This window comes from uncultured Paenibacillus sp., assembly GCF_963515335.1.
In the GTDB taxonomy this organism is placed as follows: domain Bacteria; phylum Bacillota; class Bacilli; order Paenibacillales; family Paenibacillaceae; genus Paenibacillus_I.
Genome location: NZ_CAUPYC010000010.1, coordinates 53,930 through 68,114 on the forward strand (window position 1 = coordinate 53,930; position 14,185 = coordinate 68,114).

At 57.9% G+C, this 14,185-nt stretch carries 13 protein-coding genes; 11 read left to right on the top strand and 2 right to left on the bottom strand.

Translation table 11 applies throughout. The features are described 5' to 3' along the window. Nucleotides 1-6 precede the first annotated feature (6 nt). From RWM61_RS05790 to RWM61_RS05815, 6 genes are all read left to right on the top strand, one after another. On the top strand, nucleotides 7-702 hold the full coding sequence (locus tag RWM61_RS05790; protein WP_313998394.1) for a hypothetical protein: 696 nt from the start codon (nucleotides 7-9) through the stop codon (nucleotides 700-702). After that, nucleotides 702-2,456: a phospho-sugar mutase gene (locus RWM61_RS05795; RefSeq protein WP_313998396.1), complete on the top strand. Its 1,755-nt coding sequence runs from the start codon at nucleotides 702-704 to the stop codon at nucleotides 2,454-2,456. The genes RWM61_RS05790 and RWM61_RS05795 overlap by 1 nt, the downstream gene beginning before the upstream one ends. 133 nt (nucleotides 2,457-2,589) lie before the next feature. After that, nucleotides 2,590-3,918, top strand: coding sequence for a UDP-glucose/GDP-mannose dehydrogenase family protein (locus tag RWM61_RS05800; protein ID WP_313998398.1), 1,329 nt, complete (start codon nucleotides 2,590-2,592; stop codon nucleotides 3,916-3,918). A gap of 13 nt (nucleotides 3,919-3,931) precedes the next feature. Continuing rightward, on the top strand, nucleotides 3,932-4,975 hold the full coding sequence (locus RWM61_RS05805) for a hypothetical protein (protein ID WP_313998400.1): 1,044 nt from the start codon (nucleotides 3,932-3,934) through the stop codon (nucleotides 4,973-4,975). A 53-nt stretch (nucleotides 4,976-5,028) separates the two neighbouring features. Next, complete coding sequence (locus RWM61_RS05810) at nucleotides 5,029-6,834, top strand: phospho-sugar mutase (protein WP_313998452.1); 1,806 nt, start codon at nucleotides 5,029-5,031, stop codon at nucleotides 6,832-6,834. 241 nt (nucleotides 6,835-7,075) lie between these two features. After that, the gene (locus RWM61_RS05815; RefSeq protein ID WP_313998402.1) at nucleotides 7,076-7,549 is read left to right on the top strand and encodes a hypothetical protein; all 474 of its coding nucleotides are present in this window, start codon (nucleotides 7,076-7,078) and stop codon (nucleotides 7,547-7,549) included. A gap of 9 nt (nucleotides 7,550-7,558) precedes the next feature. On the opposite strand, the gene RWM61_RS05820 is transcribed toward RWM61_RS05815, so the two are convergent. Further along, entirely contained in the window at nucleotides 7,559-7,924 is a 366-nt protein-coding gene (locus RWM61_RS05820; protein WP_313998404.1) for a helix-turn-helix transcriptional regulator, read from the bottom strand. A 607-nt stretch (nucleotides 7,925-8,531) separates the two neighbouring features. Then, entirely contained in the window at nucleotides 8,532-8,711 is a 180-nt protein-coding gene (locus tag RWM61_RS05825) for a hypothetical protein (RefSeq protein WP_313998406.1), read from the bottom strand. Between the two features lie 455 nt (nucleotides 8,712-9,166). On the opposite strand from RWM61_RS05825, the gene RWM61_RS05830 reads away from it, so the two are divergent. The 5 genes from RWM61_RS05830 to RWM61_RS05850 all read left to right on the top strand — a co-directional run bounded on the left by RWM61_RS05830 (nucleotide 9,167) and on the right by RWM61_RS05850 (nucleotide 13,933). After that, on the top strand, nucleotides 9,167-9,337 hold the full coding sequence (locus RWM61_RS05830; protein ID WP_313998408.1) for a hypothetical protein: 171 nt from the start codon (nucleotides 9,167-9,169) through the stop codon (nucleotides 9,335-9,337). Nucleotides 9,338-9,384: 47 nt separating this feature from the next. Next, entirely contained in the window at nucleotides 9,385-10,662 is a 1,278-nt protein-coding gene (aceA, locus tag RWM61_RS05835; RefSeq protein ID WP_313998410.1) for an isocitrate lyase, read from the top strand. Nucleotides 10,663-10,681: 19 nt separating this feature from the next. Further along, the gene (aceB, locus tag RWM61_RS05840) at nucleotides 10,682-12,283 is read left to right on the top strand and encodes a malate synthase A (RefSeq protein ID WP_313998412.1); all 1,602 of its coding nucleotides are present in this window, start codon (nucleotides 10,682-10,684) and stop codon (nucleotides 12,281-12,283) included. 34 nt (nucleotides 12,284-12,317) lie between these two features. Further along, nucleotides 12,318-12,503, top strand: a complete 186-nt coding sequence (locus RWM61_RS05845) for a hypothetical protein (RefSeq protein ID WP_313998414.1) — start codon at nucleotides 12,318-12,320, stop codon at nucleotides 12,501-12,503. A 98-nt stretch (nucleotides 12,504-12,601) separates the two neighbouring features. Beyond that, nucleotides 12,602-13,933 carry a DRTGG domain-containing protein gene (locus RWM61_RS05850; RefSeq protein ID WP_313998416.1) on the top strand — a complete coding sequence of 444 codons (1,332 nt, stop codon included), beginning with the start codon at nucleotides 12,602-12,604 and terminating at the stop codon, nucleotides 13,931-13,933. The last annotated feature ends 252 nt before the right edge of the window (nucleotides 13,934-14,185 follow it).

The following is a 14,185-nucleotide window of genomic DNA, read 5'->3' on the forward strand; positions in this document are numbered from 1 at the left end:
GAAGGGATGCGGCATCGCTTGACGACCATTTGTTATTACGTTTCGGATTGCGGATATGAGCATGCCGCCCGCAGCTTGGCGATCATACGAAGCATGCTGTCGCAGGCCGAGCGGCAAGTGAGACTGATCGTTTGTTCGGCCAGGCTGCTGCCGTTTCTCGTGCAATCCCTTGCCGGCCATGAAGGTGCGGTCGAATTTCACCGAACATCGAGCGATTTGGGCTCCGTCATTCAAGAAGGGGCAGCGCTGGCCGACCGGACGCGTTTTCGAGTCGAATACATGAAGTACATGCGCTTGTTTCCGTATTTTATCGATATGGAATACCGGTTTCTCCGACAAGCCCGCATCGACCTCATTGTTTCGGACATCTCGCCGATCCCTTTTGCTGCGGCGAAGCTGATAAGGGCGCCTTCAGTAGGAATTTCCAATTATACCTGGTACACGGCTTATAAGAGTCTGCTGGAACAGTCCTGGCTGGAACCGCTGTATCGCGCGTACGAGCAAATGGATTATTTTATTGGCTTGCCCGGCGCGAAGGAGCCTTTATGGGGGAAAAAAGAACATTTGCAAACTGGTCTCAACCTGCGGCAAATCACAAACTATCTGTTCGAGCTGCCGGGGATGAACAGAGAAATAGCATTTGCGGTGGAACGGGAGGAATCATTATTCCATTCTGAGTTTCCCAAAGGAGAATCTTGTTGATGCATGCCACGATCAACCGGTTGGAATGTGAGGTTCAATGGCGGTATAACCGGTGGAGACAGACTGACCTGCCGCCTTTCATGAAACAGGAATTGCATGAGCTTAAGGCGGCCGAGATCATGGATCGCTTCTACCGCAATCTGCCCATCGGTCACGACGGCGTGATCGGCAGGGTCGGCGTGGGAACGAACCGGTTCAACATCTACACGGTGCGCCGGATCTGCCAGGGACTGGCCGACGAGATCGTATCACGCGGGTTTGCGGCCCAGCAGCGGGGTGTCGTCGTGGCCTACGATTCGCGCTACCATTCCAAGGGCTTCGCGGAGCAGGCGTCCCTGGTGCTGACCAACAACAACATTAAAGTATATCTCTTCGAGAAACCGGCTCCCGGCTGCGAGCTGGCCTTTGCCGTCCGTTATTTGCATTCGGCCGCCGGCATCTCCGTTTCCGCGGGAACGTACCCGGCGGATTACAACGGCTTGCACATCTACTCGGAGAACGGCGCTCCCGTGGCGGCCGGCTACATCGAGCGCATCTCCGGCAACATGGAGAAGCTCGAAGACGGACTGAACGTCACCGCCATGCATCCGGAGGAGGCGATTGCCTCGGGCAAGCTGGTCGTGATCGGCTCGGAAATCGATGAGGCTTATCTGGAATATCTCGAACAGGTTCCCTGCAGCAAGGAAAGCATTCAGCTCATGGCTTCTTCGGTGCGGATCGTGCTTACGCCGCTTCAAGGGACCGGCGGCGCTCTCGCCTCACAAGCGCTAGCACGGCTTGGCTTTACCGAAATACATAACGTGCCCGAACAGCAGCATCCGGACCTGTATTTCTCCAGGGTGCGGAATCCGGATCCTTTTCGCCCGGAAAATCTTCGTCTGCCGTATGAGGTCGCGGGCCGGGTGAACGCCGACCTGGTTCTGGCTTTCAACCCCGAGGCGTCCGCGTTCAGCTTATCCGTGAAAGACCGGTCGGGGAATTACGTGCTGCTGAGCGCCAGCCAGACGGCGGCTCTTATGCTGAACTATATGCTGGAGCAAAAACAGCGCCTGCTGAGTCTCCCCGCCAACGGCATCATGCTGAAATCGTTCATGACCTCGGACCTGGCGGCATTGATTGGAGCCCGATACGGCGTACGCGCTGCCGAAGTGACGAACGGCTTTCAAGGCATCGGCGCCGCTATGGCCGAGTATGAGAAGACGGGCGAGCATGCGTATCTGTTCGGTTTCGACGAGCATGGGGGCTGTGTGCCGAACGGCTTTGTCCGTGATCAGGATGCGATACAGGCGGCCATCCTCGCGGCCGAGATGACGGCCAACCTGAAATCCAGAGGCGGCACGATCTTCAGTGAACTGCAGAAGCTGCATCAGGCTTACGGATCGTTTGCGGAGGATCGGGCTTCTTTCGTGCTCGGCGGCACCGACTGGTGGCAGCAGGCGCGAATCGTGCTGGACCGCTTCTGCTCCGAGCCTCCGGCGATGGCGGGCGGGCTGGAGATCCGACGGCTTTACGATTACCGCACCGGCGAGTTCAGGGATCAGGGAAGGCAGCGTACCTGCAAAATCGAGTCGTCCCAGGTTCATGCCCTGAAGTATCTGCTTGAGGACGGTTCCTGGTACGGTCTCCGGATCTCGCCGGGCAGCCCGGTTCTGGAGGTGTATGTCGGCACGAGGCAGAAGGATGAGACGGCGGCCAAACACCGGCTGTCGGCCATCCGGTCCGATGTGCTGTATGCGTTGGAATCCATTATCTGACGCAAGGCAGTTGGACGGATATGAGGCTATGAGGACATGAAGATAAGAGGATAAGAGCATAAGAGGAATAGAGGACATCGGGATTTGAGGAGTTGACGTCGGGCATGGACCCGGATGGGAGAGTGGATGGGACATGAGAATCGCGGTTATCGGCACAGGGTATGTCGGCTTGGTATCTGGGATTTGCTATGCGGAGCTCGGCCATCACGTCTATTGCGTGGACAAGGACGAGGCGAAAATCAACATGCTGCGCGGCGGCGGCATTCCAATCTATGAGCCGGGACTCCAACCGCTCTCGGTGAAAAATATGGCCGACGGCCGCCTTCGGTTCACGACCGAGCTCGCGGAAGCGGTAACGGAAGCGGACGTCGTCGTGATCGCCGTCGGAACGCCTTCGCTGCCGAGCGGGGAAGCCGATATGACGTACATCGAAGCGGCGGCAAGGGAAGTCGGCGCGGCGATGAACGGCTACAAGGTCATCTGCGTGAAAAGCACGGTGCCGGTCGGCACGAACGAGCGGGTCGGCCGCATCATCGGGGAGCTGTACGACGGGCCGTTCGATTCGGCTTCCTTGCCGGAGTTTCTCCGCGAGGGCACGGCGGTGCGCGACACGCTGCATCCCGACCGGATCGTGATCGGCACGGGCAGCAGCCGGGCCGCGCATATTCTGAGCGATCTGCACCGGCCGCTCACCAGCCAGATCGTCATGACGGACATCCGGAGCGCGGAGATGATCAAATACGCCTCCAATGCTTTTCTGGCTACGAAAATATCGTTCATCAACGAGATCGCCAATATTTGCGAGAAGGTCGGGGCCGACGTGATCGAAGTCGCCAAGGGCATGGGGCTCGACAATCGGATCGGCAGTTCGTTCCTGCGCGCCGGCATCGGCTATGGGGGCTCCTGTTTCCCCAAAGATACGAATGCGCTGATTCAGATCGCCGGCAATGTGGAATATGATTTCAAGCTGTTGAAGTCGGTGGTGGAAGTGAACAAGGGGCAGCGGTTCGGCGTGATCGACAAGCTGCGGAAGGCGCTCGGCGACGCGGACGGCCGGACGATCGGCGTTTGGGGCCTGGCGTTCAAGCCGGAAACCGACGATGTGCGGGAAGCGCCGGCTTTGGAAATTGTGGAGCAGTTGATTGACTCGGGAGCGGAGGTTAGCGTCTACGATCCGGTCGCCATGGCGAACTTCAGACGGATGTTCGACCATCCCCGCATTCTGTGGTGCGGTTCCGCCATGGAGGCCGCACAGGGCAGTGATGCGCTCTGCTTGCTGACGGAGTGGAAGGAGTTCGCCGACATCGACCTCGGCGCGGTGAAATCGGCGATGGGGAGCCCGATCCTGATCGACGGCCGAAATGTGTATGACGACAAGCGGGTCCGCGCAGCCGGCCTGCATTATTATCCGGTAGGAAGACCGAGCCACGAGGCGTTCATACCGGAGCTGATCCTGGAGTAAGCGAGGTGTATTTGTGAGAAAGGCAGTGCGGGTCACGCTTTTTTCCTTGGCCGGTATGGCTCTGCTGCTCGTTATTGCCGGGGCAATATTGTATTGGAAAATCCAATCGATCGACCTGGACGACATCCGGGCCAGGCAGCTCGCGGCGGCGGACAGCGGCCAATTGCAAGGGGCGGAAGCGGAGCCCCAGCCGCAGTCGGAGCCGGAGCCCGGGCCGGACGTTCCGAAGGTGATGAGGGGCGCCGTCTCGAAAGCGGAGCAGCTCGCAGGCAAACCGATCAAGTCGGCGGACGCTTTGGACGTAGCGGCGATTCTGCTCGATTCCGAGCTGTCGTTGAAGGAAATGTACGACTTGATCGGCAAATCAACGGACAACCTGAACACCGAGGAAAAGCAGCGGATTAGAGACCAGCTGCTGGAGAAATTGAAGCCCGAGGAAATCGAGGCGCTGCGCGCCATCACGACCGATTATGGAAAAGGGCTGGTCATCCTCGATCCGGACTACCCGATCGAATTGGTGGGCGTGAAGGACGAGGCGGAGCGCAAGCGAATCCGGGAGCGGCTTGAAGCGGAAGGGAAGAAGGCTTCGTCTTCTGCCGGCAGCGGGCCGGCGGATGCCGCGGGGGAATCGGGCCCGACAACGGAAACGGATACGGACACGGACACGGATACGGCCGGGAGCGTCGGCGGCGCTTCCGGTCCGGAGCTGGCCGCTGTGACCCGGAAATACGAGGGCAAGCTTGAGGCGGTTCGCGCGTCCTGTACCCGGGATGTGAATGCGATGACCGATCGGGTCATTGCCGCCATTCAGCGGATGAAGGACGGCGAAGGCTCGTCGTCGGCAGGCGCGGCCGAAGACGAGCTGATGCAGGAGATCGCTGCTGTCGAGGCGGAGTGCGAGGCAAGCTTCGAGTCCGTGCTTGGACAGGCGAAGCGGGATTTGGAACAGGCGGGGCTGTCCACCGCCGTGCTGCAAACCTGGCGCAACGAATACGCCGCGGCGAAGGAAGCGGCGATGTCGAAGGCGAAGCAGCGCATTAGCGAAAGCATCGGGTAGTTGTGCGGGATAGAAATAAGACACCAACATAGACAAGGATGAGGCATATGAGCATGATGGTAAATACGGCGGCAATGAAACGTTATCGGGAATGGCTTGACAGCCCTCTGATCGACGGCGAGACGAAGCGTGAGCTGGCCGGAATCGCCGGGGATGAGAAGGAGATTGCCGACCGCTTCTATCGCGAAATGGAGTTCGGTACAGGCGGGCTGCGCGGTGTGATGGGTGCCGGCACGAATCGGATGAACGCCTACACGGTAGGCAAAGCGACACAGGGCTTCGCGAACTGGCTGCTCAGCCGGAATGCGAAGCCCTCTGTTGTGATTGCGCACGATTCCCGCAGCAACTCCCCCGAGTTCTCGCTGGTTGCGGCCGAGGTGCTTGCCGGGAACGGGATCGTCACGTATTTATGGAGCAGCCTGCGTTCGACCCCGCAGCTGTCTTTTACGGTACGCCGCCTGCAGGCGGACGGAGGCGTCGTCATCACCGCCAGCCACAATCCGCCCGAATATAACGGCTATAAGGTGTACGGCCCGGACGGCGGGCAGCTTGTCCCGGACCTTGCCGAAGAAGTGATCGGGGCGATTCAGCAGCTGCAAGGCCTCGAGGAAATCCGGCGTATGCCTCGGGCGGAAGCGGAGGCGGCCGGGCTGATTCGCTGGCTCGGCGAAGCCGAGGACAAGGCGTATGTGGATGCGGTCGCGTCGCACAGCCTGAAAGCGGAGCCGCTTGCAGAGGCAGGCACAGGCGCAGGCGCAGGCGAAGGATCAGGCGAAGGAGCAGGAGCAGACACAAACACAGGAACAGGCGGGCAGGGGCGGGATATTACGATCGTATACACGCCGCTGCACGGCGCCGGCAATATGCCGGTTCGGAGCGTGCTGAGGCAGGCGGGCTTCCGGAACGTGATTGTGGTGCCGGAGCAGGAGCAGCCGGACGGCTGTTTCCCGACGGTTGTGTCGCCGAATCCGGAGGAGCGGGAAGCTTTTGCGCTTGCGCTTGAATTGGCGAAGTCCGGGAAGGCCGACATCGTGATCGGAACGGATCCGGATTGCGACCGGATGGGAGCCGTCGTCAGGGACGGCGCGGGCGAATATGCCGCGCTCAGCGGCAACCAGTCCGGCGCGCTGATGGTGCATTATGTACTGAGCCGGATGAAGGAACAAGGCAGGCTGCCGGAGAACGGCGTCGTGATCAAGACGATCGTCACGAGCGAGATGGGGGCCGACATTGCGAGGCACTACGGCGCGGAGGTCGTCAACACGCTGACCGGCTTCAAATATATCGGCGGCAAGATGACGGAATACGAGCGGTCCGGCGAACGCGTCTTCCTTTTCGGCTACGAGGAAAGCTACGGTTATCTCGCCGGCACGTATGGGCGCGACAAGGACGCGGTTATCGCCTCGCTGCTGATTTGCGAAGCTGCCGCTTATTATAAGAGCCGCGGAAAGACGCTTTGCGATGTGCTTCTGGAGCTGTATGAACAGTTCGGCTTTTACCAGGAGCAGCTGGAGTCCCGGACACTGAAAGGGATCGACGGCGTGCGGCAGATTGCGGCGATCATGGAGGATTGGCGCGATCAACCGCCGGCCGAGGTGGCCGGTATTGCGGTTGAGCGGGCTTTGGATTACAGTGCGGGCATTGACGGGCTGCCGGCCGAGAATGTTCTGAAGTTTATGCTGGCCGACGGCTCCTGGTTCTGCTTGCGCCCCTCCGGCACGGAGCCGAAAATCAAAGTCTATTTCGCGGTGCGGGGAGAAACGCAGGCAGCGGCGTCGGCGTCGCTGGAGAAGCTGGCCGCGGCTGTTATGGCCAGACTGGATGCGAAAACAGGCGCGAAAACGCTCGCCTCAAGCTAAAGCAACCCGTGCGCAAGCGGCTTCCATGCTCAAGCGGCTGCTGCAATACGTTGAGTTTATCAACTAATGTTTTTACATTCGGGCTGCCGATTTGTCGGCAGCCCGTTTTTTTGAGTCAACAGAACCAACCTGCAAAAATTCTCGAAATGAAATTTTTACGAAAAAAAAGATATTCAAAACGAATAATATATGCTAAAATATGACTGTGTTCAACGACGAACGGTCTAGGAGGAAGGCAGCAATGGCGATCGAACCGTCCGGCATGTCCCAAGAGATCCGGAATGTCAATGTTCAGATGGACCGGCTCTCCAACGGCATTCAGGCGTTAGTGGCAAAAGAGCGGAGAAGGGCGACCGTGAATCAATTTCTTCGCCACCTCGCGGCCAAGCCCGCTTTGTCGAGTGACGACGAGGGGGAAACAAGCACGCTGGCCCAATTGCTTCAACACACGAAGTACCCGATCAAGAAAGAACTGGAATATGATTATATCAGCGATTCGTTTGTCCCTAGCGAGAAAAAGCCGGTCATCGACATGGCGGTCGTCCTGAACTCGTTGTTTAAGAAAAACGGATGGGATTGTACCTATGAGGATATGATGCGCTTTATTTTGGAAGGCGGGGACTATCGGCAGTTTCAGCAGCAAGCGGAAATTAACAAAGGCCCGGCACGAACCGCCCGCCGTGTTAAGGGGACAGCCGCACAAGGCCGAATGTGATCGATTAACCTATGATTGCTCCGTATTGCCGCCGCTCTCGTTGCGGGTTTGTATGACATGCTCAAGCATTCGCTTGACCAGTTCAAGATCCTCTTGCGTAAGCGGTATGCCGTCCCAATGCAGCTGCTGATGGTTCAGAAGCTCTTTGGCGTTATTGGAAGGCTCCAGCTGGTCCGGATAATCGGTTAATCCAAGCAAATAATCGGTTGACGTATGGAGCTTTTTGGCGATAATCTGAATCGCATCAAGCGTAGGGTGACGGTAACCGGATTCGTAACCCGCATAGGTGCTTTTTGCAACGCCAACGGTATCGGCAACTTCCTGCATGGAGTATTTGCGAGTTTTTCTAAGCTGCTTAAGGCGCTTGGCAAACATGTTTCGTCTAAGCCTCCTACGTATCGTTTCGGCTACAGGTCATATCGTTGTTATATTATATCATAAGTCCAGCGCCGAAAACCAACTAAGTTGCCTCATTCTCCTCTCCTGTTTATTCCTGTGATAGCGCAATCATTCAATGATCTTCCCTCTCCAAGTTTGCCAACCCGCTCGTGAACAACTTCCTTCACTTCTCGCTAAAGATGGAAAGATCGTACTCCAACGAAATAATCCGCTTCATACAGCCTGGATGGCCGACGAGGACGGCGAAGAGGATCTTTATTAACGATGGAGATCAATCGCGGCGATTTATTCATTATTTAATATGACGACGACCCGAGGCAAGGAAAGCGCCGGCCGGTCGTCGTTATTGATGTAGAGAACCCCCGGTTATCGTGCCGATTAGCACTGTTCCTCCGAAGACTCCGCCGGTCAGAGAGGACGCCTTCAAAGTGCCGATTAACGATAACGGCGAAGAAGAAAAAATGATGGTCGTGCGAAGAATGAATCAACATTGTTAAGCGCCGATCATGACGTTAGCCTCACCGCGGTTTTAGCGGTGAGGCTTTTTTGGCGTTGTGCTCGACAAAGAGGTAAGGACAATCAGCTAAGCAGTTTGGACAGCGTGTTGGGATCGAATTTTTTCATCGAGGGCAATCAGCTGCGTCTTGTCCAAAAAATCGAACTCATCATACAGATCCCGCAAAATCTCGGCTAAATTGGCCGGACAGACCACTTCAATCCCCAACCGTTGCAACAATTCCAAAATCTCAGCCTGTTCTTTCATTCGGACCATACCTCGTTTATTTATTTTTTCTTCCATCTCCTATCTGGTACTATATTACCTCTTCCTTATTCAAAAAGCTGTCACAATGTGTCGGAGCTCATAAAAATAATTAAGTATATTACCCGAAGTTCGAAATGGTGAAACTCAGCAGAAAATGACAGACCGGATAAGGATTCCCGTTAATGAGCATGTACATCGGTCCAACAGCGATTTGAGACACGGTGACACGGTTGAAGTGGAAAATGTTAGGTTGTGGCGATTTTTGCCGAAGGCGTAATCGGTTACAAAAAAAGGCAGGCATGGACGTGATGGAAGTCAAACTTCAGTCCGGACCAAATGTTATATAACAATAAAATAATTTCTAAAACAGTATTGCAACAGTCGTGGTATTTGTTATACAATGACCTCACGAAATTAATTTTGTTATATAACAGTTTGCGGCGGGAGGTGAGCGTATGGACTGTCCGATCTGTCAGGGCAACGGCGAGCTGGAATGTCGGGCGTGCGATTCCGCACAGACGGAACGGAGCGGAGGCGGCGATTGCGGATGCGATCACTGCCGCGGCACGAGCCTCATCTCGTGTCACCGTTGTGAAGGAAGCGGCTATCTCGAGCAGTACGCGTAAAGCAGGATGAACTTGTAAACCGAATTCCAAGGAGAGGACGATCGCGAATGACAAAGGAAGCGGCATTGAAGAAGCTGGAAGAAAGCTGGCGGGCACCCCGCTACGAAGGCGTCATCCGTCCTTATCGGGCAGAGGATGTCATTCGTTTGAGAGGATCGGTCCTCGTGGAGCAGACCTTGGCGCAGCGCGGAGCGGAACGGCTGTGGACCATGCTGAAGCAACAAAAATATATCCATGCTTTGGGAGCGCTTACCGGCAACCAGGCCGTGCAGCAGGTCAAAGCGGGATTGAAGGCGATTTACCTGAGCGGCTGGCAGGTCGCGGCGGATGCGAACCTGTCGGGACAAATGTATCCCGATCAGAGTCTGTATCCGGTGAACAGCGTACCGGAGGTCGTGCGGCGGATCAATCGGGCTTTGCAGCGGGCGGACCAAATTCAGGCCTCGGAAGGCAAAGGCGGCATCGACTTCTTCGTCCCGATCGTGGCGGACGCGGAAGCCGGCTTCGGCGGACCGCTCAACGTGTTCGAGCTGATGAAGTCGATGATCGAAGCGGGCGCGGCCGGCGTGCATTTCGAGGACCAGCTGTCCTCCGAGAAGAAATGCGGGCATATGGGCGGCAAGGTGCTGCTGCCGACGGGGCAGGCGGTGCGCAACCTGATCGCCGCGCGGCTCGCGGCGGATGTCATGGGCGTCGATACGGTCGTGGTGGCCCGGACGGATGCGAACGCCGCCACGCTGCTAACGAGCGATTTTGACGAGAACGACAAGCCGTTCCTGACCGGACAGCGCTCGCCCGAAGGCTTCTTTTATGTAAAAGCGGGCCTGGAGCAGGCGATTTCGCGCGGCCTGGCGTATGCGCCGCATGCGGATCTGGTCTGGTGCGAGACGTCGGAGCCGAATCTGGAGGAAGCGCGGCGGTTCGCGGAAGCGATTCACGCCGTATATCCCGGCAAGCTGCTTGCCTACAACTGTTCGCCGTCCTTCAACTGGCGGAAAAAGCTCAGCGAGGAGCAGATTGCGAGCTTCCAGCAGCAGCTCGGCGAGATGGGCTACAAGTTCCAGTTCGTTACGCTAGCAGGCTTCCATGCCCTGAACCATAGCATGTTCACGCTGGCCCGCGGCTACAAGGAGCGCGGCATGGCCGCATACTCGGAGCTGCAGCAGGCGGAATTCGCCAGCGAGGCCGACGGCTACGAAGCGACCCGCCACCAGCGGGAGGTCGGCACCGGCTATTTCGATGAAATCACGCAGATCATCGCTGGCGGCAGCGCGACCACGACCGCGTTGACCGGCTCGACCGAAGAAGAGCAGTTTGCTTATTAACGGCGGAGGGAGCAGGACTATGAAAATCGTGAATGGGGCCGCCGGCATCGAGCGGATCGGCGGTCAGGAGATCGAAGCTTACGAGGAGATTCTGTCCCCGGACGCGCTTGCGTTCATCGCGAGGCTGGAAAGACTGTTCGGTCCGCAGCGCAACAAGCTGCTGCAGATGAGGGAAGAGCGGCAGGCGCGGATCGACGGGGGCGAGCTGCCGGACTTTAGGCCGGAGACGGCGCCGATTCGCAGCGGGGACTGGACGATCGCCGGGGTGCCGGACGATCTGCAGGATCGGCGGGTGGAAATTACGGGACCGGCGGGCGACCGCAAAATGGTGATCAATGCGCTGAACTCCGGCGCCAAAGCGTATATGGCGGATTTCGAGGATTCGAATTCGCCGACGTGGGCCAACACGATGCAAGGGCAGATCAATCTGCGGGACGCGGTGATCGGCACGATCTCGTACGAGAACGAGACGGGCAAAAAGTACGCGCTCGGCGGCTCGCCCGCGACGCTGATCGTCCGCCCGCGGGGCTGGCACCTGGAGGAGAAGCACGTGACGGTGGACGGCAATCCGGTGTCCGCGAGCCTGTTCGATTTCGGATTATTTTTGTTTCATAATGCGCAAGCTTTAATGGAAAAAGGAAGCGGCCCCTACTTTTACCTCCCGAAGCTGGAAAGCCATTTGGAGGCAAGGCTGTGGAACGAAGTGTTTACGTACGCGGAGAAGGAGCTGGGAATCAGGCACGGCACGATCAAGTCGACCGTCCTGGTCGAGACGATTCTGGCCGCGTTCGAGATGGATGAAATCCTGTATGAACTGCGGGAGCATATCGTCGGCCTGAACTGCGGACGGTGGGATTATATTTTCAGCTACATCAAGAAGCTGCGGAACCAGCCCGACGTGATACTGCCGGACCGCAGCCTAGTGACGATGGAAGCGCCGTTCATGAGAGCCTACTCGCTGCTTGCCGTCAAAACCTGCCACCGGCGCGGTGCGTTCTGCATCGGCGGGATGGCCGCCCAAATTCCGGTCAAGAACGATGAGGCCGCCAATGAAGCGGCGATCGCGAAGGTGCGCGCCGACAAGCTGCGGGAAGTTCGCGACGGGCATGACGGCACATGGGTCGCGCATCCGGCGCTCGTGCCCGTCGCCATGGAAGTGTTCGATGAGCGGATGCCGACGCCGAACCAGATTCACAAGCAGCTGGATGACTTGGAAATTACGGCGGCCGAGCTGCTCGAGATTCCTCGGGGGCCGATCACGGAGGCGGGCGTCCGGATGAACGTGAGCGTCGGCATCCGGTATCTCGAGGCCTGGCTGCGGGGCTCGGGCGCGGTGCCGATCCATCATCTGATGGAGGACGCGGCGACCGCGGAAATATCGAGGGCGCAGCTGTGGCAATGGATCAACCATCCGAGAGGCGTGCTCGAGAACGGGCGGAAGGTGACGGCCGAATGGGTGGATGCCGTGATCGGGGAAGAAGCGGACCGGATCAAGCAGGCGGAGCCGGACAGCTTCCGGCGGATGCATTGGGATCTGACCGTGAAGCTGTTCCGGCAAATGACCGTCACCGGCCGCTTCGAAGATTTCCTGACCAGCCGCTTTTACAGCTATTTGACTTAGAAACCAAAATCCAAATCATAAGGAGGCCATTACTATGCGATTAAATACGGGAACAATAGAGGAAACGCCGATCTTGGAAAGCTGCTTTGCGTGTGGAGAAAATGTGGGGGCGGCCGAGCCGGCCGGCCCGGTCGCTTTCTGCGCATCCTGCGCGGAGACGGCCGATCTGCCGATGTCGCACTATTTTCTGGCCCAGTATTATTACCGGTTCGCCGACTGACGCCGGATCTGCGCAAACCCCCTCGTATGAAAATGCTTCCTGTTATTATATAATGAGTGTAACAGGGTGTAACAGTTTCCTTTGAGGGGTTTGATACGATGGGTCCTCCGGAATTTGCGACCAAGCACGAGCAAATCATTCAGCACATTGAAGGCCTGAGCGTCGGAACCCGGATCTCTGTCCGCAAAATCGCGCAGGAGCTGGAAGTCAGCGAAGGCACGGCCTACCGGGCGATCAAGGACGCCGAGAACCGCGGCATCGTAAGCACGAAGGAAAGAACGGGCACCGTCCGGGTCGAGAAAAAGCAGCGCCTGCATATCGACAAGCTGACGTTCGAGGAGATCGTCAAGATGGTCGACGGCGAAGTGCTCGGCGGCGCCGCGGGCTTGCACAAAACGCTCAGCAAATTCGTGATCGGCGCGATGCAGCTCGAGGCGATGATCCGCTACATCGAGCCGGGCAATCTGCTGATCGTCGGCAACCGGACAAGGGCCCATCACAGCGCGCTGACGCTCGGCGCCGGCGTGCTGATTACCGGCGGCTTCGATACGACCGAGGACGTGAAGGAGCTGGCCGACGAGCTGGAGCTGCCGATCATCCGCAGCGGATACGACACGTTTACGGTTGCGGCGCTGATCAACCGGGCGATTTTCGACCGGGTCATCAAGAAGCAGATTTTGCTCGTCGGGGATATTCTCCGCCAGGATGTGACGGTCGCCTATCTGCATAAATCGGATACGGTCGACGATCTGCTGGCGAAGATCGAGGAGACGAACCATAACCGTTTCCCGGTGGTGGACGATTCGTTCAAGCCGGTCGGCATGATTACGACGAAGGATATTATCGGCGCCGCCGGCAGCCAGACGATCGACAAGCTCATGACGCGCAACCCGCATACGGTGACGCCGCAGACTTCGGTCGCGACGGCCGGCCATATGATGGTGTGGGAGGCGATCGAGCTGCTGCCCGTCATCGACGAGAAGGGCAAGCTGCATGGGGTGATCAGCCGCAAGGACGTGCTGAAGGCGATGCAGAACATCCAGATGCAGCCTCAGAACGGCGAAACGCTGGAGGACCAGATCTGGTCGGCCTTCGAGGAGCGGCGGGACGAGGAGGGCCGGTTGTACTACCATGGCGCGATTGCCGCGCACATGAGCAACCAGGTCGGCAACATGTCCGAAGGCATACTGGCGAGCCTGATCAGCCAGGTCGTCACGCGCACGATGAAGGAGCACCGGCGCGGCGATCTGCACATCGACAGCACGTCGGTGTACTACCTGGCGCCGGTCGAGATCGAGCAGAACGTCGACCTGTACCCGACGGTCATCGAGTCCAGCCGCAGGTTCTGCAAGGTGCTGGTCGAGGTGTCAACCGGCGGCAAACGCGTCGCCCAGGCGATGATCACAGCGCGGCTGTTCGATCAGGCTTGAGTGGTTTGGAGCGGCTGTCTCAAAGGTCTGAATAGGCCTGAGAGACGGTCCTTTTTTTCGTTAAAAGGAGTCCTTTGGCTAGCCCGGGATCGGAGCTCCTGCACGTTGCACAAAGGTGCGTGCTCTGAATAAGGTGCGTGCGCTGAACGAGCTGCTTGCGTTACAAGCAGACTGGATCTGGATAGAGAAGAAACTTCGCTAACAGTAAAGTTGATTCGCTATTTCCGGGCGATTTGCCCCAGTTACACGGCA

Coding starts and splice junctions, on each gene's coding strand:
- RWM61_RS05790 (WP_313998394.1), top strand. CDS start 7: ATGCGGCATCGCTTGACGACCATTTGTTATTACGTTTCGGATTGCGGA.
- RWM61_RS05795 (WP_313998396.1), top strand. CDS start 702: ATGCATGCCACGATCAACCGGTTGGAATGTGAGGTTCAATGGCGGTAT.
- RWM61_RS05800 (WP_313998398.1), top strand. CDS start 2,590: ATGAGAATCGCGGTTATCGGCACAGGGTATGTCGGCTTGGTATCTGGG.
- RWM61_RS05810 (WP_313998452.1), top strand. CDS start 5,029: ATGATGGTAAATACGGCGGCAATGAAACGTTATCGGGAATGGCTTGAC.
- RWM61_RS05815 (WP_313998402.1), top strand. CDS start 7,076: ATGGCGATCGAACCGTCCGGCATGTCCCAAGAGATCCGGAATGTCAAT.
- RWM61_RS05820 (WP_313998404.1), bottom strand. CDS start 7,924: ATGTTTGCCAAGCGCCTTAAGCAGCTTAGAAAAACTCGCAAATACTCC.
- RWM61_RS05825 (WP_313998406.1), bottom strand. CDS start 8,711: ATGAAAGAACAGGCTGAGATTTTGGAATTGTTGCAACGGTTGGGGATT.
- RWM61_RS05830 (WP_313998408.1), top strand. CDS start 9,167: ATGGACTGTCCGATCTGTCAGGGCAACGGCGAGCTGGAATGTCGGGCG.
- aceA (WP_313998410.1), top strand. CDS start 9,385: ATGACAAAGGAAGCGGCATTGAAGAAGCTGGAAGAAAGCTGGCGGGCA.
- aceB (WP_313998412.1), top strand. CDS start 10,682: ATGAAAATCGTGAATGGGGCCGCCGGCATCGAGCGGATCGGCGGTCAG.
- RWM61_RS05845 (WP_313998414.1), top strand. CDS start 12,318: ATGCGATTAAATACGGGAACAATAGAGGAAACGCCGATCTTGGAAAGC.
- RWM61_RS05850 (WP_313998416.1), top strand. CDS start 12,602: ATGGGTCCTCCGGAATTTGCGACCAAGCACGAGCAAATCATTCAGCAC.